The sequence below is a fragment of the Streptomyces sp. NPDC040545 genome (genome assembly GCF_055595065.1).
In genome coordinates this window covers 155,484-178,352 of sequence record NZ_JBVIWA010000007.1, presented here as the reverse complement: position 1 = coordinate 178,352, position 22,869 = coordinate 155,484, and the positions used below count along the sequence as shown (strand labels likewise).

The 22,869-nt window shown below is 71.8% G+C and carries 15 protein-coding genes and 1 tRNA gene; 14 read left to right on the top strand and 2 right to left on the bottom strand.

Going from position 1 to position 22,869, the window contains the following annotated elements:
* Positions 1-81: 81 nt before the first annotated feature.
* Positions 82-2,571 carry a DEAD/DEAH box helicase gene (locus ACZ573_RS16685; protein WP_471304415.1) on the bottom strand — a complete coding sequence of 830 codons (2,490 nt, stop codon included), beginning with the start codon at positions 2,569-2,571 and terminating at the stop codon, positions 82-84.
* A gap of 70 nt (positions 2,572-2,641) precedes the next feature.
* Here ACZ573_RS16685 and bldG point away from each other — a divergent pair, with 70 nt between their 5' ends.
* The 10 genes from bldG to ACZ573_RS16635 all read left to right on the top strand — a co-directional run bounded on the left by bldG (position 2,642) and on the right by ACZ573_RS16635 (position 18,872).
* Entirely contained in the window at positions 2,642-2,983 is a 342-nt protein-coding gene (gene bldG / locus ACZ573_RS16680; RefSeq protein ID WP_008743037.1) for an anti-sigma factor antagonist BldG, read from the top strand.
* A 122-nt stretch (positions 2,984-3,105) separates the two neighbouring features.
* Positions 3,106-3,543 carry an ATP-binding protein gene (locus ACZ573_RS16675; protein ID WP_471304412.1) on the top strand — a complete coding sequence of 146 codons (438 nt, stop codon included), beginning with the start codon at positions 3,106-3,108 and terminating at the stop codon, positions 3,541-3,543.
* Between the two features lie 267 nt (positions 3,544-3,810).
* On the top strand, positions 3,811-6,219 hold the full coding sequence (locus tag ACZ573_RS16670) for a sodium-translocating pyrophosphatase (RefSeq protein ID WP_471304411.1): 2,409 nt from the start codon (positions 3,811-3,813) through the stop codon (positions 6,217-6,219).
* 164 nt (positions 6,220-6,383) lie between these two features.
* Positions 6,384-6,947: a small secreted protein gene (locus ACZ573_RS16665; RefSeq protein ID WP_471304409.1), complete on the top strand. Its 564-nt coding sequence runs from the start codon at positions 6,384-6,386 to the stop codon at positions 6,945-6,947.
* Between the two features lie 145 nt (positions 6,948-7,092).
* The gene (locus ACZ573_RS16660; RefSeq protein ID WP_471304406.1) at positions 7,093-8,607 is read left to right on the top strand and encodes a DUF7059 domain-containing protein; all 1,515 of its coding nucleotides are present in this window, start codon (positions 7,093-7,095) and stop codon (positions 8,605-8,607) included.
* A 646-nt stretch (positions 8,608-9,253) separates the two neighbouring features.
* Positions 9,254-12,067 carry a type I DNA topoisomerase gene (topA, locus tag ACZ573_RS16655; protein ID WP_471304405.1) on the top strand — a complete coding sequence of 938 codons (2,814 nt, stop codon included), beginning with the start codon at positions 9,254-9,256 and terminating at the stop codon, positions 12,065-12,067.
* A gap of 221 nt (positions 12,068-12,288) precedes the next feature.
* On the top strand, positions 12,289-15,597 hold the full coding sequence (gene tmk / locus ACZ573_RS16650; RefSeq protein WP_471304402.1) for a dTMP kinase: 3,309 nt from the start codon (positions 12,289-12,291) through the stop codon (positions 15,595-15,597).
* Between the two features lie 83 nt (positions 15,598-15,680).
* A complete protein-coding gene (locus tag ACZ573_RS16645) occupies positions 15,681-16,892 on the top strand; it encodes a DNA polymerase III subunit delta' (protein WP_471304399.1) in 1,212 nt (403 codons plus the stop codon).
* Between the two features lie 184 nt (positions 16,893-17,076).
* Entirely contained in the window at positions 17,077-18,645 is a 1,569-nt protein-coding gene (locus ACZ573_RS16640; RefSeq protein WP_471304396.1) for an alpha/beta hydrolase, read from the top strand.
* 153 nt (positions 18,646-18,798) lie between these two features.
* A tRNA-Thr gene (locus tag ACZ573_RS16635) sits at positions 18,799-18,872 on the top strand.
* 338 nt (positions 18,873-19,210) lie between these two features.
* Here the strand turns inward: ACZ573_RS16635 and ACZ573_RS16630 are convergent.
* Complete coding sequence (locus ACZ573_RS16630; RefSeq protein WP_468120795.1) at positions 19,211-20,164, bottom strand: LuxR C-terminal-related transcriptional regulator; 954 nt, start codon at positions 20,162-20,164, stop codon at positions 19,211-19,213.
* Between the two features lie 435 nt (positions 20,165-20,599).
* Between ACZ573_RS16630 and ACZ573_RS16625 the strand changes: the two genes are divergently transcribed.
* Genes ACZ573_RS16625 through ACZ573_RS16610 form a run of 4 tightly spaced genes read left to right on the top strand, consistent with a single transcriptional unit; the run spans position 20,600 to position 22,750 of the window.
* Entirely contained in the window at positions 20,600-20,794 is a 195-nt protein-coding gene (locus tag ACZ573_RS16625) for a hypothetical protein (protein WP_471304392.1), read from the top strand.
* Between the two features lie 16 nt (positions 20,795-20,810).
* Complete coding sequence (locus ACZ573_RS16620; protein WP_266382316.1) at positions 20,811-21,080, top strand: hypothetical protein; 270 nt, start codon at positions 20,811-20,813, stop codon at positions 21,078-21,080.
* Between the two features lie 9 nt (positions 21,081-21,089).
* Complete coding sequence (locus ACZ573_RS16615; protein ID WP_471304389.1) at positions 21,090-22,067, top strand: hypothetical protein; 978 nt, start codon at positions 21,090-21,092, stop codon at positions 22,065-22,067.
* Positions 22,001-22,750 (top strand): VOC family protein, encoded by a 750-nt coding sequence (locus ACZ573_RS16610; protein ID WP_471304387.1) that lies wholly within the window; start codon positions 22,001-22,003, stop codon positions 22,748-22,750. Before ACZ573_RS16615 ends, ACZ573_RS16610 begins: the two co-directional genes overlap by 67 nt.
* Positions 22,751-22,869 lie beyond the last annotated feature (119 nt).

The following is a 22,869-nucleotide window of genomic DNA, read 5'->3' as shown; positions in this document are numbered from 1 at the left end:
CCCGGGACCGCACCGGGTCCCGTCAGGCCGCGTCGGGTCCCGTCAGCCGCACCGGGTCCCGTCAGGCCGCACCGGGCCCTGTCAGGCCTCGGAGGGTGCGGTGGGTGGTGTGGCGTGGGCGGCCGGGGATTCGGAGAGGAGGCGGGTGAGGAGGCGGATGGCGCCGCGCTTGTGCAGGGGCTCGTTGCCGTTGCCGCACTTGGGGGACTGGATGCAGGAAGGGCAGCCGGCCTCGCACTCGCAGGCCGCGATCGCGTCGCGGGTCGCCGTCAGCCAGGCACGGGCGGTGCTGAAGGCGCGCTCCGCGAAGCCGGCGCCGCCGGGATGGCCGTCGTAGACGAAGACCGTGGGGAGGAGGGTGTCGGGATGCAGCGGCACGGAGACGCCGCCGATGTCCCAGCGGTCGCAGGTGGCGAACAGCGGAAGCATGCCGATGGAGGCGTGCTCGGCGGCGTGCAGGGCGCCGCCCAGGATCTCCGGGTTGATCCGGGCCTCGTCGAGCTGGTCCTCGGTCACCGTCCACCACACGGCCCGGGTGCGCAGGGTGCGGGGCGGCAGGTCGAGCTTGGCCTCGCCCAGCACCTCGCCGGTGAGCAGTTTGCGGCGCAGATAGGAGACGACCTGGTTGGTGACCTCGACGGAGCCGAAGCAGAGCCGGGCCGAGCCCCACGGGATCTCGGTCTCGGTCTCCAGGATGGAGATGGAGGTGGTGTCGCGGGCCGTGGTGGAGAAGGGCGGGTCCGCCTGCTCCACGAGGGCCACCGAATCCTCCAGGTCCAGGTGCTTCACGAGATACGTGCGGCCCTGGTGGAGGTGGACGGCCCCCTCGTGGACGGCGGTGTGGGCCGCCGACTCGTCGACCGTACCCAGCAGCCGGCCGGTCGAGGCCTCGACGATCTGCACCGGGCGGCCGCCGCCGCCCCGGATGTCGGTCAGGTCCGAGGCCCGCTCCCGGCGGGTCCAGTGCCAGGCGGTCGCCCGGCGCCGCAGCAGCTTCGCCGCTTCGAGCTGGGGAAGGAGCTCCTCGGTCGCCGGGCCGAAGAGTTCCAGGTCCGCGTCGGTCAGCGGTAGCTCCGCCGCCGCCGCGCACAGGTGGGGGGCGAGGACGTACGGGTTGTCGGGGTCCAGGACGGTGGCCTCCACCGGCCGCTGGAACAGCGCCTCCGGGTGGTGGACGAGGTAGGTGTCCAGCGGGTCGTCCCGGGCGATCAGCACCGCCAGGGCGCCCTGCCCCGAGCGCCCCGCGCGGCCCGCCTGCTGCCACAGGGAGGCCCGTGTGCCCGGGTAGCCGGTGATCAGGACGGCGTCCAGGCCGGAGACGTCCACACCCAGCTCCAGGGCCGTCGTGGCGGCCAGCCCGAGCAGCTCGCCGGAGTGCAGGGCCCGCTCCAGGGCCCGGCGCTCCTCGGGGAGGTAGCCGCCCCGGTAGGCGGCGACCCGGCGGGCCAGCGACCGGTCGACCGATGCGAGCCGTTCCTGGGTGATCACGGAGATCAGCTCGGCGCCCCGCCGGGAGCGGACGAAGGCGACCGTACGGACCCCCTGAATCACCAGGTCGGTCAGCAGGTCGGCCGTCTCGGCGGTGGCCGTACGGCGTACGGGCGCACCCTTCTCGCCGCGCAGCTCGGTGAGCAGCGGCGGCTCCCAGAGGGCGAAGACCATCTCGCCCCGCGGGGAGGCGTCGTCGGTGATCTCGATCACCCGTACGCCGGTCAGCCGGGAGGCGGCCGCCGCCGGGTCGCTCGCGGTGGCGGAGGCCAGCAGGAAGACGGGTTCGGCGCCGTAGCGGGCGCACAGCCGCCGCAGCCGGCGCAGCACCTGTGCCACGTGGGAGCCGAAGACCCCGCGGTAGGTGTGGCACTCGTCGATCACGACGTAGCGCAGGGCTCGCAGGAAGGAGGACCAGCGCGGGTGGGCCGGGAGGATGCCGCGGTGCAGCATGTCGGGGTTGGTCAGGACGTAGTTCGCGTACTGCCGCACCCACTCGCGTTCCTCGACGGGCGTGTCCCCGTCGTAGACCGCGGGGCGTACGGCGTTGCCCAGCGGGGCGGCCAGTTCCCGCACGGCGCGCCGCTGGTCGGCCGCCAGGGCCTTGGTGGGGGCCAGGTACAGGGCGGTCGCGCCCCGGCCGTTCGGGGCCTCGGCGCCGTCCGCGAGGGCGGAGAGCACGGGCGCGAGATAGGCGAGGGACTTGCCCGAGGCGGTTCCGGTGGCCACGACCACGGACGTTCCGTCGAGGGCGAGCTCGGCCGCCGCGGCCTGGTGTTCCCACGGATGGTCGATTCCGGCCGATCCGATTGCGGCTACGACGTCTGTTCGGATGCGGTCCGGCCAGACTGCATGACGACCCGCCCGAGGGGGCAAGTGCTCCGTATGGGTGATGCGCGCAGCACGGGAAGGCCCCCGTGACAGGCGGTCCAGGACCGCGTCGGGGGTGGGTCGGGGGTCCGCGGGTGCCGTGGGCCGTTCGGGACCAGATGTGTGGGCCATCGGAACCGAGTGTGTCACCGGCGTGCGGGACAATGGTCCGAAGGCGTCGTGCGCGCCTGCCGGTAAGTGATTGAATGCCATCGCGGCAGCCAATCCCTCGCCTACCTTCGGGTGAGGGGGCGTCGCTCGATAGCAAGGTGCTGGAGGATCCGTGGACCTGTCCCTGTCGACTCGCACTGTCGGCGACCGTACGGTCGTGGAGGTCGGTGGCGAGATTGATGTGTATACCGCGCCCAAGCTGCGCGAGCAGTTGGTCGAGTTGGTGAACGACGGCAGCTACCACCTGGTTGTCGACATGGAGCGGGTGGACTTCCTCGACTCCACCGGCCTCGGTGTGCTCGTGGGAGGGCTCAAGCGCGTCCGTGCGCACGAGGGCTCGCTCCGCCTGGTGTGCAACCAGGAGCGCATCCTGAAGATCTTCCGGATCACCGGTCTGACCAAGGTGTTTCCGATCCACACCACGGTGGAAGACGCCGTCAACGCCACCGACTGACGGCTCCGCGCGGCCCCCTGCAGCCTCCGGGCGGCAGGGGGCCGACAAGGAGAGCGGGGGTACCGGGCCACGGTTGGCCCGGGCCCCTGTCAAGGCACGCCCGTAGTCCGAGGGGGATGCGCATGGCCACCGTTGAACTGCGCTTCAGCGCCCAGCCCGAACACGTCCGCACGGCCCGCCTGGTCGCGGCCGCCGTGGCGCGCCGGGTCGGCGTGGAGGAAGCCGTCCTCGACGAGGTCCGCCTCGCCGTGGGTGAGGCCTGTTCGCGTGCCGTCGGACTCCATCGGAGCAACGGACTGACCGCGCCCGTCCGGGTGGTGCTGACCGAGGAGGAGAAGGTGTTCTCCATCGAGGTCGGCGACGAGGTCCCAGGGCCCGGCAGTGCCTCCGACGCGGTGTCCGGCATCACCGCCGTCCTGGAGTCCGAGGGCGAGACCGAGGACGAGATGGGCCTCGCGGTGATCAGCGGGCTCGTCGACGACGTCGAGGTGAGCAGCGGGGAATCGGGCGGGACCATCCGTATGAGCTGGCCCGTCTCCGGAGTCTCCGAGCTTCCCTGAGATCCACCGCGCTCCGCGCCGCGCACAATCCTTCGTATCTTCCGATCTTTATCAAGGCCCTGCTGAGCAGGGCCTTTTTCATTTCCCTAGATCAATGATGAGGCGTCAATGCCTTTGCCCCATTACCACTTTCGAGGGTAATGGAGTGACGCGATCTATTGCTGAGGAGCGAGAGCACGCCAATTACGTTTCCTGCGCACTGTTTTGATCGGGGCGCGCTCCCTACAATCCGTCCACATCTTGAGCTCATCACGTCAAGGAGGACGAATGACGGGGCTCTTCACCCCTATCGCGCCGGATCGCACCACAGATCTGGCAGCCGCAGTACTCACCGATGACAATCGGCTCATCGTGATCGTCATTGCGGCCGTGGCACTCGCCGCACTCGTCGTCGCGCAGATCCTGGTCCGCCAGGTCCTCGCCGCCGACGAGGGAACCGACAGCATGAAGAAGATCGCCGCAGCCGTCCAGGAAGGCGCCAACGCCTATCTCGGCCGGCAGCTGCGCACCCTCGGCATCTTCGCCGTCGTGGTCTTCTTCCTGCTCTTCCTGCTCCCCGCCGACGACTGGACGCAGCGGGGCGGGCGCTCCGCCTTCTTCCTCGTGGGCGCCATCTTCTCGGCCGCCACCGGCTACATCGGCATGCGCCTGGCGGTCCGCGCCAACGTCCGTGTCGCCGCTGCCGCACGCGAGGCGACCCCGGCCGAGGGGGAGCCCGCCAGGGACCTGACCGAGGTCTCCCACAAGGCGATGAAGATCGCCTTCCGGACGGGCGGCGTCGTCGGCATGTTCACCGTCGGCCTCGGCCTCTTCGGCGCCTCGTGCGTCGTCCTGGTCTACGCCGCCGACGCCCCCAAGGTCCTGGAGGGCTTCGGTCTCGGAGCCGCCCTGATCGCGATGTTCATGCGCGTGGGCGGCGGAATCTTCACCAAGGCCGCCGACGTCGGCGCCGACCTGGTCGGCAAGGTCGAGCAGGGCATTCCGGAGGACGACCCGCGCAATGCCGCGACCATCGCCGACAACGTGGGCGACAACGTCGGAGACTGCGCCGGAATGGCGGCCGACCTCTTCGAGTCCTACGCCGTCACCCTGGTGGCCGCACTCATCCTCGGCAAGGCCGCCTTCGGCGACCTGGGCCTCGCCTTCCCGCTGATCGTGCCCGCGATCGGCGTCATCACCGCGATGATCGGCATCTTCGCGGTCTCCCCGCGCCGCAGCGACCGCAGCGGCATGACCGCCATCAACCGCGGGTTCTTCATCTCCGCGGTGATCTCCCTGGCACTGGTCGCGATCGCCGTCTACGCCTACCTGCCGGCCACCTACAAGGAGCTCGTCGGCGTCGAGAACCCGGCGATCACCAACCACACCGGTGACCCGCGGATCCTGGCCGTCGTCGCCGTCGCCATCGGCATCGTGCTCGCGGCCCTGATCCAGCAGCTGACCGGCTACTTCACCGAGACCAACCGGCGCCCCGTCCGGGACATCGGCAAGTCCTCGCTGACGGGAGCCGCCACCGTCGTCCTCGCCGGAATCTCGGTGGGGCTGGAGTCCGCCGTCTACACGGCTCTGCTCATCGGCCTCGGCGTCTACGGCGCGTTCCTGCTCGGCGGTACGTCGATCCTGCTCGCGCTGTTCGCGGTGGCCCTGGCCGGCACCGGCCTGCTCACCACCGTCGGCGTCATCGTCGCCATGGACACCTTCGGGCCCGTCTCCGACAACGCCCAGGGCATCGCCGAGATGTCCGGCGACGTCGAGGGCGCCGGTGCGCAGGTCCTGACCGACCTGGACGCCGTGGGCAACACCACGAAGGCCATCACCAAGGGCATCGCCATCGCCACGGCGGTGCTCGCCGCGGCGGCGCTGTTCGGCTCGTACAACGACGCGATCGCCACCGCGGTCAAGGAAGTCGGTGCCAAGGCCGGGGAGATGAACCTCAGCCTGGACATCGCACAGCCCAACAACCTCGTCGGGCTGATCCTGGGCGCGGCCGTCGTGTTCCTGTTCTCCGGCCTCGCCATCAACGCCGTCTCCCGCTCCGCGGGTGCCGTCGTCTACGAGGTGCGCCGCCAGTTCCGCGAGCACCCCGGGATCATGGACTACAGCGAGAAGCCCGAGTACGGGCGCGTCGTGGACATCTGCACCAAGGACGCGCTGCGCGAGCTCGCCACGCCCGGCCTGCTCGCCGTGCTCACCCCCATCGCCGTGGGCTTCTCCCTCGGCGTGGGCGCGCTCGGCTCCTTCCTCGCGGGTGCCATCGGAACGGGCACCCTGATGGCGGTCTTCCTCGCCAACTCCGGGGGCGCGTGGGACAACGCGAAGAAGCTCGTCGAGGACGGCCACCACGGCGGCAAGGGCAGCGAGGCCCACGCCGCGGTCGTCATCGGCGACACGGTCGGCGACCCGTTCAAGGACACCGCCGGACCGGCGATCAACCCGCTGCTCAAGGTCATGAACCTGGTCGCGCTGCTGATCGCCCCCGCGGTCGTGCAGTTCAGCTACGGCGGGGACAGCAGCCCGGTCGTGCGGGCCGTCGTCGCGGTCCTCGCCATCGGGGTCATCATCGGCGCGGTGTACATCTCCAAGCGCCGCGGCATCGCCGTCGGCGACGAGGACGAGACCGAGGGCGGAGCCGCCGAGCGGGTGGCCCAGCCGGCCGACCCGGCGACGGTCTCCTGACCCGAGATCCGGTCAGCGGTACGGGCAGGGCCGGGCAGGGCCGGCCGGTACGCCCGAAAGGCGGATGGGCGGCGCGGACTCACGCGCCGTCTGTCCGCCTTTGTGCGTCTCCGGAGGGCGGGCGTGTATCTTCCGGGCCGAGAGCCTTCGAAGGGACCAATCCGGTGAACAAGAAGATTGCGGCCGCGTTGTCGGGCGGTGCGGCACTGATGCTCGTCCTGTCCGGATGCGGCGGGGACGAGACCGACCAGAAGGCCGGCTCCTGGGCCAAGACGGTCTGTGACCAGTGGCAGCCCCAGCTCGAGAAGATCGAGGCCGCCAACGTCGAGATCAAGCGCGTGGCCTCGGAGAGCAGCAAGCCCGACGAGGTCCAGAAGACCGACTCGGCGGCGTTCGCGACCATGACCGAGTCGTACAAGGCGATGGCGGCCGCCCTGCGGTCGGCCGGCGTCCCGCCGGTCAAGAACGGCGCCGCGACCCAGGAGGCGGCGGCCAAGGGCTTCGAGACGACCTCCACGGGCTACGCCGACCTGAAGGCGAAGACGGACGCCCTCGACCCCCAGGACAAGGCGAAGTTCGCCGACGGCCTCAAGGAGGTCGCGGGCGGGCTCAAGGACGTGACGAAGGGCGGTCAGGACGCGCTCGCCCAGCTCAAGGCGGGTGGCCTCGGCCCGGCGATCAACGGCCAGAAGGGCTGCCAGGTCGCGGCGGCGCCGGCGTCCTCGTAGGCGCTCGGCCGGCCCGCGCGGGAGGTGTTTGCGCGCGGTACGCCGCTCAGGGCGGCCGGGGTCCCGGAAGGGGCCGCGGCCGCCCTTTCGCGCCTTCGGGCCCGGTGTGATCGGCAGGACGGGTCCCAGCGGACACAATGGACGCGTGAGTACCACCAGCCTCCCCAAGCCCGATCGCGCCCCCGAGCTCCGCGCCGCCCTGCTCGCCGCCGGTTTCACCGCCGACGGGCTGCTCGACCTGCTCGGCGCCCCCGCCTACGCCGCGCTGGCCCGCAGCGAGACCGTCCCCGCCCTGCGCGCCACGCGCGGCCCGGGCGACGGGGCGCTCGCGAGCCTGGTCCGGCTGTTCCTGCTCCAGCAGCCGGAGCCGTACGTGCACGCCGCGGAGGCGCTGCCCGTCGAGGCGGCGCTGGCCGACGGCTGGCTGCGGCTGGAGGGAGACGAGGTGCACGCCACCGTCGACGTGCGCCCGTACAGCGGCCCGGACGGCGAGGACTGGTTCATCGTCTCCGACCTCGGCTGCTCCGTCGGCGGGGCCGGCGGGATCGGCAGCCGCGAGGAGGCAGTGGTCCTCGGCGTCGGCGGCGCCTCCACCACCCTGGCCGGGATCACCGTCCGCACCCCCGTCGGCTCCGCCCTCGACGTCGGCACCGGATCCGGAATCCAGGCGCTGCACGCGTCCCGGCACGCCACCCGGGTCACCGCCACCGACGTCAACCCCAGGGCCCTGGAATTCACCCGTCTGACGCTGGCCCTGTCCGGAGCCCCGGAGGCCGAGCTGCTCACCGGGTCGCTGTTCGATCCGGTCGGCGAGGCCACGTACGACCTCATCGTCTCCAACCCGCCGTTCGTGATCTCGCCCGGCGCCCGGCTGACGTACCGGGACGGCGGCATGGGCGGCGACGACCTGTGCCGGACCCTGGTGCAGGAGGCCGGGGCGCGGCTCAACCCGGGCGGGTACGCGCAGTTCCTCGGCAACTGGCAGCACGTGGAGGGCGAGGACTGGCGCGACCGGCTGCGCTCCTGGGTGCCGCGCGGCTGCGACGCCTGGATCGTGCAGCGTGACGTGCAGGACGTGACGCAGTACGCAGAGCTGTGGCTGCGCGACGCGGGCGACCACCGGACCGACCCGGCCGAGTACGCGCGGCGGTACGAGGACTGGCTGGACGAGTTCGAGGCCCGCGGGACCAAGTCCGTCGGCTTCGGCTGGATCACCTTGCGCCGGACGGACGCGGCCGAGCCCTCGATCGTGGTCGAGGAGTGGCCCCACACGGTGGAGCAGCCGCTCGGCGAGGCCGTCCTGGCTCACTTCGCGCGCCAGGACTACCTGCGGCAGCACGACGACGCGGCCCTGCTGGAGGCCTATTTCGCACTGGCCGAGGAAGTGGTCCAGGAGCAGGTCGGCGCGCCCGGCGCGGAGGATCCGGAACACGTCGTGCTCCGGCAGAACCGCGGAATGCGGCGCGCCACCAAGGTCGACACGGTCGGCGCCGGCTTCGCCGGAGTGTGTGACGGCTCACTGAGCGCGGGCCGGATCCTGGACGCGATCGCGCAGCTGGTCCAGGAGGATCCGATCGTGCTGCGGGACCGCACTCCGGAGGCCATCCGGCTGCTGGTCGAGCAGGGTTTCCTGGACCCCGTGGCGGGCCCCGCGCAGTAGTTGGCCCCGGGATGTAACCCGGGGTTCGCCCGCTGTATCCGCGGGGCTGCCAGTCTCCTGCGCAGGGGGATCCGGGGGGATCCCGTGAGCGGCCCGGGGGTAAGGGGAAGCGGCGCGGAAAACGGTCCGGCGATCTTCGCGGCGGCCGTGTTCCCGCTGTTCGGGGCCGCTCTGCAGGCCTGACGAGGGCGCGTGCTCCGCCACCGTGCGCCGGTGGCGCAGGCACGCGCCCCGTCGCGGCCCTGGCGCCGGCCGGCTCGTCGGCGGGGCTCGTCGCCTCGCTCGTCGGCCGGGCTCCTCGGCGGGCGGCGACGGCGCTGGGAGCGGGTCGCCTCGCGCGGTTCCGCCGCCGAGTTCGAAGGCCCCGGGCGGACCGGGACGCGGCCGCGGATCCGGCCCGGAAAGCCGAGGTCGGAGCAGGCCCCGGACCAGGTGCGAAGGCGCGGCCAGACGGCCCCGCGGCCACCCTGCCCGGTGATCGGGAACGCCCCGGCGCGGCATCCGGGCGGCAGAAACGGCACTTGTCGGGTTACCGTTCGAGTGGCCGTTGCGGGCTTCTGCCGTTTGACACGGGGGCGGGTTGTACCGTCACACTCCGCAGCGTCGCCGTACTGCGACCGAGTGCCGACCGGAGAGAAGAGCCAAGTTGTCCCCGACTAGCGAGACCGCAAAGGGCGGCCGCCGACTCGTCATCGTCGAGTCCCCAGCCAAGGCGAAGACGATCAAGGGCTACCTCGGCCCCGGATACGTCGTCGAGGCGAGCGTCGGGCACATCCGCGACCTCCCGAACGGCGCGGCCGAGGTTCCCGACAAGTACACCGGTGAGGTCCGCCGCCTCGGCGTGGACGTCGAGCACGACTTCGCGCCGATCTACGTCGTCAACGCGGACAAGAAGTCCCAGGTCAGGAAGCTCAAGGAGCTGCTGGCCGAGTCCGACGAACTCTTCCTCGCCACCGATGAGGACCGCGAGGGCGAAGCCATCGCGTGGCACCTGCAGGAAGTCCTCAAGCCCAAGGTCCCCGTCCACCGGATGGTCTTCCACGAGATCACCAAGGACGCGATCCGCGACGCCGTCGCCAACCCGCGCGAGCTCAACCAGCGCATGGTCGACGCCCAGGAGACCCGCCGCATCCTCGACCGTCTCTACGGCTACGAGGTCTCGCCGGTCCTGTGGAAGAAGGTCATGCCGAAGCTGTCGGCGGGCCGCGTCCAGTCGGTGGCCACGCGCATGGTCGTCGAGCGGGAGCGCGAGCGCATCGCCTTCCGCTCCGCCGAGTACTGGGACCTGACCGGCACCTTCGCCACCGGCCGCGCCGGTGACGCCTCCGACCCCTCCACGCTGGTCGCCCGGCTGAACACGGTCGACGGCAAGCGCATCGCCCAGGGCCGTGACTTCGGCTCGAACGGGCAGCTCAAGAGCGAGGTGCTGCACCTCGACGAGGCAGGCGCCCGGGCGCTCGCCGCAGCTCTGGCGGATGCCTCGTTCGCCGTCCGGTCGGTCGAGTCCAAGCCGTACCGCCGGTCCCCGTACGCCCCGTTCCGTACGACGACGCTGCAGCAGGAGGCCTCGCGCAAGCTGGGCTTCGGTGCGAAGGCGACGATGCAGGTGGCGCAGAAGCTGTACGAGAACGGCTTCATCACCTACATGCGTACCGACTCCACCACGCTGTCCGACACCGCGGTGTCGGCGGCGCGGGCACAGGTCACCCAGCTGTACGGGGCCGACTACCTGCCGGAGAAGCCGCGCGTCTACGCCGGCAAGGTCAAGAACGCCCAGGAGGCGCACGAGGCGATCCGTCCTTCGGGTGATCGTTTCCGCACCCCGGCCGAGACGGGTCTGACCGGCGACCAGTTCCGCCTGTACGAGCTGATCTGGAAGCGGACCGTCGCCTCCCAGATGAAGGACGCGGTCGGCAACAGCGTCACCGTGAAGATCGGCGGCCGTGCCTCGGACGGACGCGACGCCGAGTTCACCGCCTCCGGCAAGACGATCACCTTCCACGGCTTCATGAAGGCCTACGTCGAGGGCGCGGACGACCCGAACGCCGAGCTCGACGACCGCGAGAAGCGCCTGCCGCAGGTCGCGGAGGGCGACGCGCTCGCCGCCGAGGAGATCACGGCGGACGGGCACTCGACCAAGCCGCCGGCCCGCTACACCGAGGCCTCGCTGGTCAAGGAGCTCGAAGAGCGCGAGATCGGCCGTCCGTCGACGTACGCGTCGATCATCGGCACGATCCTCGACCGCGGCTACGTCTTCAAGAAGGGCACGGCGCTCGTGCCGTCCTTCCTGTCGTTCGCCGTGGTGAACCTGCTGGAGACGCACTTCGGGCGGCTCGTGGACTACGACTTCACCGCGAAGATGGAGGACGACCTCGACCGCATCGCGCGGGGCGAGGCCCAGTCCGTGCCGTGGCTGAAGCGGTTCTACTTCGGCTCGGAGGACGCGACCGAGGTCGTGCCGGCCGACGGGGACCACCTCGGCGGTCTGAAGGAACTGGTCACGGACCTCGGCGCGATCGACGCCCGGGAGATCTCCTCCTTCCCGGTCGGCGAGGGCATCGTGCTGCGCGTCGGCCGCTACGGGCCGTACGTGGAGCGCGGCGAGAAGGACGCGGAGGGCCACCAGCGGGCCGACGTCCCCGACGACATGGCTCCGGACGAGCTGACGGTCGAGTACGCGGAGGAGCTGTTCGCCAAGCCGAGCGGCGAGTTCGAGCTCGGCAAGGACCCGGTCAGCGGGAACGAGATCGTCGCCAAGGACGGCCGCTACGGGCCGTACGTGACGGAGATCCTCCCCGAGGGCACCCCGAAGACGGGCAAGAACGCGGTCAAGCCGCGGACGGCCTCGCTCTTCAAGTCCATGAGCCTGGACACGGTCACCCTCGACGAGGCGCTCAAGCTGATGTCGCTGCCGCGCGTGGTCGGCGCGGACGCGGAGGGCGTGGAGATCACGGCCCAGAACGGCCGCTACGGCCCGTACCTGAAGAAGGGCACGGACTCGCGGTCGCTGGAGACCGAGGACCAGCTCTTCTCGATCACGCTGGACGAGGCGCTCGCGATCTACGCGCAGCCGAAGCAGCGGGGCCGGGCCGCGGCCAAGCCGCCGCTGAAGGAGCTGGGCACCGACCCGGTCAGCGAGAAGCCGGTCGTGGTCAAGGACGGCCGCTTCGGGCCGTACGTGACGGACGGCGAGACGAACGCGACGCTGCGGCGGGACGACGACGTCGAGACGATCACGCCGGAGCGGGGCTACGAGCTGCTCGCGGAGAAGCGGGCGAAGGGCCCGGCCAAGAAGGTGGCGAAGAAGGCCCCCGCCAAGAAGGCCCCGGCGAAGAAGGCGACGGCGACGAAGGCCGCTGCCGCGAAGAAGACGACGGCGGCCAAGAAGACGACCGCCAAGAAGACGGTGGCGAAGAAGACGGTCGCCAAGAAGGCGGCCGCGGCCCCCGCGGACGAGTAGTCGCTCGCACCACAGCCCCGCCGGCGTCCGAGGCGCGGGGGCTCGGGGGCAGCGCCCCCGTGGGCGCCGCCGCACCCGGACCCTGGGCGCTCCCCGGGGTCCGGGGCCGGGGAGCGCCCCGCAACGGCGCCGGGCTGCTTCCCGGAAGGTGGGTCCGGGGTCACACCCGGCCTTGTCCACAGGCTTCCGCACCCGCATAGCGCAGCGGATAGGCTGGGCGGATGACGCGAGCCGAGCAGCCGGCGGTCGTGACCGCCCCGGCGAACCCCACCTACGACGAAGCCCTAGCCGCGGATTCCCGCGAGCGTGCGGTGCGCGCGCTGCTGCGCACTCCCAGGCTGCGCCGGCTGTGGAGCGCCCAGTTGGTGAGCGGCATCGGTGATGCCCTGGCCCTGCTGGTGCTGGTGCTGCTGGCCCTCCAGGCAGCGGCTTCGGAAGACGCGTTCGGCGGCGGGTTCCGCGGCACGGCGCTCGCCGTCGCCGCCGTCTTCGGCGTCCGGATCCTCGCCACCCTGCTCTTCGGCGCGGTCCTCCTCGGCCCGCTGGCCGCGCTGCTGGGCGCCGGAGGCAAGCTGGACCGCCGCTGGACCATGATCGGGGCCGACGGGGTCCGCCTCGGGCTCTTCGTCGTCGCCCCGCTGTGGCTCGACTGGATCGCGGCCCACGCGCTGACCGCGCTGCTGGCCACCGTCTTCGTCTCCGGCGCCGCCGAGCGGCTGTGGACCCTGGCCAAGGAGAGCGCGGCTCCCGCCCTGCTGCCCGCGCCGCCGCCGGAGGGGGCGACCGTACGGCCGCTCCCGGACCACCTGGACGCGCTGCGCCGGCTGACCCTGCGTACGTCCTTCGCGGCGCTTCCGATCGCCGCGGCCGCGCTGCTCGCCGCGACCCTGGTCGGCAAGGCGCTCGGCCTCGGCATCGACTGGTTCGCCGCGAACCAGGCCGCCCTCGGCTCGTACGTGGCCTCCGGCCTCTTCGCCGCCTCGGTCTCGCTGCTGCTGCCGCTGGTGCTGCCCGGCGGGGTGACCCCGCGTCCGCGTTCGCCGCTGGAGGGCCTGCGCACGCCCAAGGCGGGCGACCGGCCCGACAAGGGCCGAACGGGCGCCATCCCCCTTCTCGTCCTGAGCTGCGCCGCGGTCGCCGGAGCGGTGTCCTGCGCCGTGTCCGTGTCCGTACTGCACGCCTTCGACCTGGGCGGCGGCCCGGCCGCCTTCGCGCTGTTCGTCCTCGCGCTGGTCGGCGGCACCGCCGTGGGCATCCGCGCCACCCAGGCCGGCAAGGTGCTGCCCGCGCTGTCCCGCCGCCGGCTCATGGCCCTCGCCATAGCGGTCACCGGGCTCGCGCTGCTCCTGACCGGGCTCGTCCCGGACATGGCGACCGTGCTGTTCCTCTCGCTGCTCGCCGGCACCGCCGCGGGCGTCGCGGCCAACACCGGCCACACCCTGGTGGACCAGGAGACCGAGGAGTTCCGGCGGGCCCGGATCACCGAGCACCTCCAGGCGGTCGTACGGGTGGCCGTGGCGCTCGGCGCCGTCGCCGCGCCCCTCCTGGCCGCGGCCATCGGCCCGCACCGGCTGACCGGTGCCGAGGTCGTCTTCGCGCACGGCGGCGCCGCCTTCACCCTGATGCTGGTCGGCGCCCTGCTGCTGCCGGTCGCCGTACTCGTGCTCACCAAGGCCGACGACCGCCGGGGCGTGCCCCTGCGGCGGGACCTGCGCGAGGCGCTGCGCGGCGGGGAGCCCGTACAGGCGGCGTCCGCGACCGGGTTCTTCATCGCCCTGGAGGGCGGCGACGGAGCCGGCAAGTCCACCCAGGTCCAGGCGCTGGCCGACTGGATACGGGGCAAGGGACACGAGGTCGTGGTGACCCGGGAGCCCGGGGCGACCCCCGTCGGCAAGCGGCTCCGCTCGATCCTGCTCGACATCTCCTCGGCCGGTCTGTCGAACCGCGCCGAGGCACTGCTCTACGCCGCCGACCGGGCGGAACACGTGGACACGGTGGTGCGCCCGGCCCTGGAGCGCGGCGCGGTCGTCATCTCGGACCGCTACATCGACTCCTCGGTGGCCTACCAGGGCGCCGGCCGTGACCTCTCCCCGACGGAGATCGCCAGGATCTCTCGCTGGGCCACCGACGGGCTCGTCCCGAACCTGACCGTGCTGCTCGACGTATCGCCGGAGGCGGCGCGCGAGCGGTTCACGGAGGCACCGGACCGGCTGGAGTCGGAGCCGGCGGAGTTCCACCAGCGGGTGCGGTCCGGGTTCCTGACCCTCGCCGCGTCCGACCCGGGCCGCTACCTCGTGGTCGACGCGGGCCAGGACCCGGGTTCGGTGACCACCGTCGTGCGGCACCGCCTGGACCGGATGCTTCCGCTCTCGGAGGCCGAGATGGCCGCCCAGGCCGAGGCACGGCGCCTCGCCGAGGAGGAGGCCCGGCGCAAGGCCGAGGAAGAGGCCGCCCGCAAGGCGGAGGAAGCGCGCCTGCGGGCCGAGGAGGAGGCGCGGCTGGCCCGCGAGGCCGAGGAAGCGCGGATCAGGGCCGAGGCGGAGGCCGCCCGCAGGGCGGAGGAGGAGCGGCTGCGCGCCGAGGAGGAGGCCCGGGCCCGGGCCGAGGCCGAGCGGCTGCGTCTGGAGGCCGAGGAGAAGGCACGCGCGGCGGAGGCCGAGCGGCTGCGCCGGCAGGCCGAGGAGGAGGCCCGGCTGAGGGCCGAGGCCGAGGAGCGTCGGCTGGAGAAGCAGCGGCGGGCCGAGGAGGCCCTGCTGAAGGCCGAGGAGGCACGCCGGCTGGTGGCGGCCGAGGCGGCGGCGAAGGCCGCGGCTGCGGCTGCCGTGGCGGCCGCGGAGGCTGCTGCGGTCGCGCCGCCGGCTCCAGCTCCGGCTCCTGCGCCCGCGCCTGCTGCTGCGCCTGCGCCCGCCCCTGCGCCCAAGGTCGGTATGACCAAGAAGCGGGAGCCGCACCCGGACGACGCGGTGACGGTGGAGACCCCGGTGGTCCCGGCGGCTCCGGTCGCCCCGGTGGCCCCGGAGGCCAGGCCGGTCAAGCGGGTCGTCCAGCCGGACGACGTCACCCAGACCGTCCCGGTGCCGAAGGTCGACCCGGCCTCCGCCGCGGAGACGGCGGTGCTGCCGCCGGTCCGTGCGACCGACGAGACGGCGGTGCTGCCGCCCGTTCGCGCGACCGACGAGACGGCGGTGCTGCCGCCCGTACGTCCGGCCGCCCCGCAGGCGCCGCAGCCCGCGCAGGACAGTGGTGGCCGGCCGGCCCGGTCCGCCACGCGGCCGACGGCCCAGCGTCCCGAGGAGAACCCGGCCGACCGGGTGCCGTCGGGCATCTTCCGGGACTCCGGCAACGACCGGACGCGGGAGCTCCCCGTCGTCGACGGCGAGGGCCGGCCGCGCCGGCCCCGCCCGGACTGGGCCGAGGAGACCCCGCTGGACGACCTGCCGACGCTGGCGGACGAACTGCTGGGCCGCCACCGGGACGACGAGGACGGCGAGGACGGCGAGGAGGGTCAGCGGCCGCGCCGCCGCCGCTGACCTCGGCGGGGACGGGACCGGGACGGGATTGTCGGTGGCGCCCGCCACAATGGGTGCACGGAGAGTGAAAGGTGGTGGGCGGGATGCCCGTATGGGACGACCTGGTGGGACAGGAGCGGGTCCGGACGCAGCTGGCCGCCGCCGCCCGCGATGCCGACGCGCTGGTCACGGCCATCACGGACGGGACCGCGCCGCCCGAGGGGTCCAAGATGACCCACGCCTGGCTGTTCACCGGTCCGCCCGGATCCGGGCGGATCACCGCCGCCCGGGCCTTCGCGGCCGCCCTGCAGTGCACCAGCCCCGACCGCGCCCTCGGCGGTGAGCCCGGCTGCGGGTTCTGCGACGGCTGCCACACCACGATGGTCGGCACCCACGCGGACGTCTCCACCGTCGTCGCGGTCGGCAGCCAGATCCTCGTCGACGACATGCGGGACACCGTCCGCAAGTCCTACACGTCCCCGGCCACGGGCCGCTGGCAGGTCATCCTGGTCGAGGACGCCGAGCGGCTGAACGAGAAGTCCGCCAACGCGGTCCTCAAGGCCGTGGAGGAGCCCGCGCCCCGCACAGTCTGGCTGCTGTGCTCGCCCTCCGTGGAGGACGTGCTGCCCACCATCCGCTCCCGCTGCCGCCACCTCAACCTCAGCACCCCGTCGGTCGCGGCCGTCGCCGACATGCTGGTGCGGCGGGACGGCATCGAGCCGTCGGTGGCCCTGGCCGCCGCCCGGGTCACCCAGGGGCACGTCGACCGCGCCCGAAGGCTGGCCACCGACGAGGGGGCCCGGGAGCGCAGGGCCGCGGTACTGAAGCTCCCGCTCCGGGTGGACGACGTCGGTGCCTGCCTCAAGGCCGCCCAGGAGCTGGTGGACGCCGCCGCCGAGGACGCCAAGCAGGTCGCGGAGGAGGTCGACACCAAGGAGACCGAGGAGCTGAGGACCGCGCTCGGCGCCGGGACGGGCGCCGGCAGCCGGATGCCGCGCGGCACGGCGGGCGTGATGAAGGAGCTGGAGGACCGGCAGAAGCGCCGTCGTACCCGCACCCAGCGCGACACCCTCGAACTGGCGCTGACGGACCTCACCAGCTTCTACCGGGACGTCCTGGCCCTGCAGCTCGGCTCGTCCGTGGCCATCGCCAACGAGGACATACGGCCCGACCTGGAGCGGATCGCCCGCGCCTCGGGACCCGAGCGGACCCTGCGCCGGATCGAGGCGATCATCGCCTGCCGGGACTCCTTCGACCGCAATGTCGCCCCGCTCCTCGCGGTCGAGGCGATGACGATGGCCCTGCGCGCGGGCTGACCGCGGCCGGGCCGCCGGGCGGGGGTCCATACCCGGTTGACCGGCCCACCCGTACGGGCGAACCGCTCGCCGGGGCCGGGTAGCGGCCGGTCCGTGCCGGGCCCGGCAGGTGCCACGGAAGGCGTGCGACCGTCCGGGCCCGGAGAGCCTGCTCACCTCCGCCGGTAGGACGTAGGCTCCGGGGATGGACACCAGTCGCCTGCTGCGTACCACCGGAACCGTGATTGCAGCCGCCGGGCTGCTGCTCTCCGGGTGCACCTCGGGCGGGCTGGGGGAACCGGGGGCCGCCGCGTTCTCCCCGGCGGAGTCCGGCACGGCGGCGGCGCAGCCGTCCCCCGACGCGGCCGCGCTGCGCCCGTACTACGAGCAGAAGCTGACCTGGCGCGACTGCGGTGTCCCCGGATTCCAGTGCTCCACCATGAAGGCCCCGCTGGACTACGCGAACCCCGGCTCAGGCCAGGACGTCGACATCGCGGTGTCGCGCCGTACCGCCACCGGTCCCGGCAAACGCCTCGGCTCGCTGATCGTCAACCCGGGCGGCCCGGGCGGCTCCGGCATCGGCTACCTCCAGGCGTACGCCGGCATCGGCTATCCCGCGGCCGTCCGGGCCCGGTACGACATGGTGTCCTTCGACCCGCGCGGGGTGGAACGCAGCAGCCCCGTCGAGTGCCTGAACGGCCCGGCCATGGACAAGTACACACAGGTGGACCAGACGCCGGACGACACGGCCGAGCGGGCCGAGCTGGTGGCGGCGTTCAAGGAGTTCGCGGCCGCCTGCCGGACGAACTCCGGGCGGGTCCTGCCGCACGTCTCCACCGTCGACGCCGCCCGGGACATGGACCTGCTGCGCGCGCTGCTCGGGGACGGGAAGCTCAACTATGTCGGGGCCTCGTACGGCACCCTCCTGGGCGCCACGTACGCGGACCTCTTCCCGGCCCGGGTCGGCCGGCTGGTCCTGGACGGGGCGATGGACCCCACCCGGCCCGCGCTCGAACTGAACCGGGACCAGACGGAGGGCTTCGACACGGCCTTCACCGCCTTCGCCAAGGACTGCGCGAAGCAGCCCGACTGCCCGCTCGGCAAGGGCGGCCCGGACGCGGTGGGGGCGCGCCTGAAGGAGTTCTTCCGCAAGGTCGACGCCCAGCCCGTGTCGAGCGGCGACCCGGACCGCCCGCTGGGCGAGGCCCTGGCGACGACCGGGGTGATCGCGGCGCTGTACGACGAGAGCGCCTGGCCGCAGCTGCGCGAGGCGATCGGCTCGGCGATGAACGGCGACGGATCGGGCCTGCTGAGCCTGGCCGACAGCTATTACGAGCGTGAGGCGGACGGCAAGTACGCCAACCTGATGTTCGCGAACGCCGCCGTCAACTGCCTCGACCAGCCCCCGGCCTTCAGCGGCCCCGAGGCCGTCGATTCCGCGCTGCCGTCCTTCGAGAAGGCCTCCCCGGTCTTCGGCGCCGGCCTGGCCTGGGCCGCGCTGAACTGCACGTACTGGCCCGTGAAGGCCACGGGCGAGGCGAGGGAGCTGACCGCGAAGGGAGCTGCGCCGATCGTGGTGGTGGGCACCACCCGCGACCCGGCGACCCCGTACAAGTGGGCCCAGGCGCTGGCCGGCCAGCTCGAATCGGGCACGCTCCTCACCTACGACGGCGACGGTCACACGGCGTACGGGCGCGGCAGCGACTGCATTGACACCGCGATCAACCGCTACCTGCTGGAGGGCAAGGCCCCGCGGGACGGCAAGAAGTGCTGAGACCGCCGCCTCGGTAAGCTGCGGCAGCCCCGAAAAGTGGCCCGTGTCCCGTCCCCGCGAAACCTGGTTCGGGGCACCCGTCCGCACCCTGTAGACTTGGCGCCGCTGCTGATGAGCGCCCCTCTTCAAGGGAATACTTGTCTGACCAGCGGTGCCGCCTTAGCTCAGTTGGCCAGAGCAACGCACTCGTAATGCGTAGGTCTCGGGTTCGAATCCCGAAGGCGGCTCGGATTAACCCCAGGACTCACTCGCCGTGACCTGGGGTTTTTCTTATGCCCCGACGAGATGGGGGGCGGAACGCGATGATCTTCGCGCCCTCATGTGATGCCGTCGTGAGGCCATCCTGTTCGGGCGCGGATGTCGGCGGCCGGTATGAGCGTGGCCGCGCCGTCGGCCGGAGCCTGGACGCCGCGGCACTCGATGCTTGAGGTGCCGCTCCAGGACGCCGGCCTGAGGCACACGCGGGTGGCGGTCGTCATGGCTGATGCGCCGCGACGGGGTCCTGGTCGGTCGTGAGTCGTTGCGGGGCACCCTGGGGCGGCTGATCGTGACGCCTGGGTCGGCGTCAGAGCCAGCCGCGTTCGGCTGAGCGGAGGCCGGCGGCGAAGCGGCTGCGGGCGTCGAGGCGTTCCATCAGGTCGGCCATCATGCGGCGGACCGTGCGCAGGGAGAGGCCGAGCTTCACGCTCGCGGCGGCGTCGGTGAGTCCCTCGGCCAGGAGGCGCAGGAGTTCCTGTTCCTGCCGGCTCAGGCCCTGCTCGTCGCGTTCGGGGCTGGCTCCCAGCGGGGCGGCGCCGGCCCACACCTGTTCGAAGAGCGCGACGAGTCCGGCGACGGCGCCGATTCCGCTGAGCTGGACCGCACCCTTGCGGGAGTTCCCGGGGTCCACCGGGACCAGGGCCACGCGACGGTCGATCAGCAGCATCCGTAGCGGCAGGGCCGGGACGGTTCGCACCTGGCCGCCGCATTCGGTCAGCCACCGTGCGTACTCCGCCGTCACGGAGTCGTTGCGCACGCTGTCGAGATAGACGGTCCGCATCATGACGCCGCGCGACATGACGTCGCGATCCAGCGGCTTGCTGGCTTCCAGGCTCAACGCGGACTGTGCGCCACCAGGGTTGAAGGTCAGGCACTCGGAAGTGGCCTCGCGGGCAAGGTCCTTGATGCGTTCCTGAACGGCCTCGACGCCGAGGAGGTGCTCGGCGTGCTGTTGGCGGCCGGCGTACAGATCGGCGTACTCGTCGAGGACGCAGGTGATGGCGGCCTGGCACCGCTCGAACTCCTCCTGCTGCCGCTGCAGTTCGAAGCGCTGCCGCTGGAGGAGTGTCTGCAGGCCGACCTTCGGGTCCAGTGGCACCATTTCGCCGGGGACGGCCGAGTGGGTCAAGAGCTTCAGCTCGGCCAAGTGGTCGAGAGCTTTACGCAACTCGGCTTCCGACAGCCCCACTTGCTCGGCGAGCTCGGCTACACCCCAGCGGTGGTTGGTCAGCATGAGGCGGTAAATCGCCTCCGTACGCATGTCAAGCCCCAACACCTCGAGCATGGCTCGCCCTACCCCCCCCTTGCATTGGCCTGAACTCACCGCCCGCGTCATCATCCCGACCCTGCGCAATGCACCAACCATGATCAAGTAAACCGTAGGCCAAGAAGTTGTGCTTTTACGGGCAAAGGAAGTGCTCGATCGTGGCAATCCGGCACGAAACGGACAGATTAATCAAGGGGTCGCAGGGGTTGTGAGGGCGGAATAGCTCGCTGATTCAAGATTCAAGGATTCCTATTTGGCACTGAGGTGCCACCCGGCGTTTGCTGCCAGGCTTACCCCCTTCCCGTCGCAAAGCAACTCACGCAGACTTGTGATCATCGGAGGGGCAATGCCCGCCGACCGCGCAGACCACAGGCCCTGATTCCAGCGCCCGGCGTGCAGACACTTTGCTACAACCAACGGGGTACCACCATGTCTTCTTCCATTTCCTTTTGGCGTGCCGCCGCAGCTTGCCTTTGTCTCGCCGCCGCCGTCACTGCCGTTTCTCCGGCCGCCACCGCATTCGCGGTGACCGCCGGAGAAACGGCGGTGGCGGCGCGGGTCCACCCGTCGAATCTCAACTGGGATTTCGCTCCGGTCTACAACGCGAACCTCAACTGGGACTGAGGCCGCCGACGTGCAAATGACCGAAGTGACCATGGTCGCCATCGACGGGGATGCCCGACTCGAACTCGACCCGGAGTTGCTCACGGCGTGGCTCAAGGGGACTTCCGCTCCGGCCGACCGTCCCGAGCACATCACCGTCCGGAGCACTCCCGGTCGCGTTGAGCTGGTGTTTTTCCATGCCACGGAGAGTCCGTGCGCGGCCGCGTCGGCCGTCTCGGAGATCTGCCGTCGGGCGATGGAGGCCGCTCGGCAGCTGGGCGGCTGGGCATGGGCGTCGGAGCTGTGAGATCGCCGTGTGTCTTCGTCGTGGTGCCGGACGCCATGGCCACCACCGTTCGCCGCTGAACCGGAAGGAACCGTCAACGCCGACATGGATTCCCTCTGTCTTGAGTTCTTCGGTGCCGAGATTTCCGTCTCCACCACCACCGGCGACGTGTCCGATCTGGAATTCCTCTTCGGTCCGCACGTCGTGCCCGACTCCCGAGCCGCAGACCGGCTCCAGGTCGAGTTCTGGTATCCGCACCCAGGCCATTCCGTATCCGGCGACGCTTGGGCGGAGCTGGTTGTCCGGCGTGACGATGGACCTCCCTTGTTGCGCCGGGCATTCCGTGGCTGGAGCAATGTTCCGCCTCCCGTGCCGCCTTTCTCCGTACTCCGCGAACGATTTTCGTTGGTCCAGGCGGTGGTGCTGGCCAAGGGGTCGATGACCGTCGCATTGATCGGCAGCCCGCACTCCGACCGGGAGGGTGTCGCCCTCGCGCTGACTCAGCGCTCGTGGCGGATCGTTTCCGGCCAACTACTCATCACCGACCGGACTGACGGAAACGTCATGCCCTATCACGTTCCGTTGGAATTCCGCGGTGCCACGGCCGTCGGCCTACGGGCCGCCGGGCTCGCTCCGGGTACCTGGACCTCACGTACCTCACCCCTGACGGGCGACGTCTTGATGGTGCGCCCGGAGGCCCTTGGCGACATCGTGCCCATCCAGGCGAGGCTCGGGCCGCCGGAGCTCTTCCGGCTGTGCCGAAGCGGCAACGAAGGCGCCCGGCTGGAGCCGTGGGACTTTCCGACGCAGACCTGGCCGCCCGAGGCCGCCGCAGAGATGGCGGACGCCCCTTCGTTCCGCTTGGAGCTCCCCGAGTCCGGCGGCGCCGACGAGGCCGCCGGACTCATCGATCACCGAATGACCTCGGAAAGGCGAGAGCTGTGCCCAGACGTACCAGTTATCAGCCGGGCGTCCCCTGCTGGGTCGACTGCATCACTCCTGATCTGACCGGCGCCCAACGCTTCTACGGCGACCTCTTCGGCTGGGAGTTCGTCGACGAAGGCGGAAACTACCGGCTGGCCAGCCTCAACGGGGAACTGATCGGCGGCCTGGGGACGGCTCCCCCCGGCCGCTGGAGCGGGGCCGCCTGGAACGTCTACCTGGCCACCAAGGACGCCGACCGGACCCGGGCCGACGTCGAGGACCGGGGCGGGACCGTCGTGATGGGACCTGTTCCGGCCGGCGAGGACGGACGGCTGTTCCTGGCTGTCGACCCGCAAGGAGCGCCGGTCGGCTTCTGGGAAGGACATCATGCCCAGGGCGTCGTCCTGGCCGACGAGGCCGGGGCCGTATGCGGCCACGATCTCGTGGTACCCCGCGCCGATGCCGCCGAGCGCTTCTACGGTGGCCTGTTCGGATTCCGTACCGTTGGACACCAGGCAGGTGCGGCGGACGATGAGGGCCGGCTCACCCTCGATCTGAACGGCACCGCCTGGGCCAGGCTCGTCGAAGACCCTACGGCGCAGGCGGGTTGGGTGCCGTACGTCGGTGTGCACGACCTCGTCACCGCGGAAGCCGACGCGCTCGCAGCAGGGGCGCAGCTGGTGGGGAGGCCGACGGGGACGCGGACGGTGCTGCGCGACCCCTGGGGGGCCGTCTTCGGTATGACCAGGCCCTCCGCGCAGGTCTGAACCACCGCGCGGGCACCGGCCCTGACCGGGAAAGCGGGGGGGGGGGGGGGGGGGGGGGGGGGGGGGGGGAGGGGGGTGGGGGGGGGGGGGGGGGAGGAGGGAGGGGGGGGGGGGGGGAG

What these genes read in the sequence shown, in the direction of transcription:
- ACZ573_RS16685 (WP_471304415.1), bottom strand. Translation starts at nt 2,571, where the DNA reads ATGGCATTCAATCACTTACCGGCAGGCGCGCACGACGCCTTCGGACCA.
- ACZ573_RS16675 (WP_471304412.1), top strand. Translation starts at nt 3,106, where the DNA reads ATGGCCACCGTTGAACTGCGCTTCAGCGCCCAGCCCGAACACGTCCGC.
- ACZ573_RS16670 (WP_471304411.1), top strand. Translation starts at nt 3,811, where the DNA reads ATGACGGGGCTCTTCACCCCTATCGCGCCGGATCGCACCACAGATCTG.
- tmk (WP_471304402.1), top strand. Translation starts at nt 12,289, where the DNA reads ATGACGCGAGCCGAGCAGCCGGCGGTCGTGACCGCCCCGGCGAACCCC.
- ACZ573_RS16645 (WP_471304399.1), top strand. Translation starts at nt 15,681, where the DNA reads ATGCCCGTATGGGACGACCTGGTGGGACAGGAGCGGGTCCGGACGCAG.
- ACZ573_RS16640 (WP_471304396.1), top strand. Translation starts at nt 17,077, where the DNA reads ATGGACACCAGTCGCCTGCTGCGTACCACCGGAACCGTGATTGCAGCC.
- ACZ573_RS16630 (WP_468120795.1), bottom strand. Translation starts at nt 20,164, where the DNA reads ATGCGTACGGAGGCGATTTACCGCCTCATGCTGACCAACCACCGCTGG.
- ACZ573_RS16625 (WP_471304392.1), top strand. Translation starts at nt 20,600, where the DNA reads ATGTCTTCTTCCATTTCCTTTTGGCGTGCCGCCGCAGCTTGCCTTTGT.
- ACZ573_RS16620 (WP_266382316.1), top strand. Translation starts at nt 20,811, where the DNA reads ATGACCGAAGTGACCATGGTCGCCATCGACGGGGATGCCCGACTCGAA.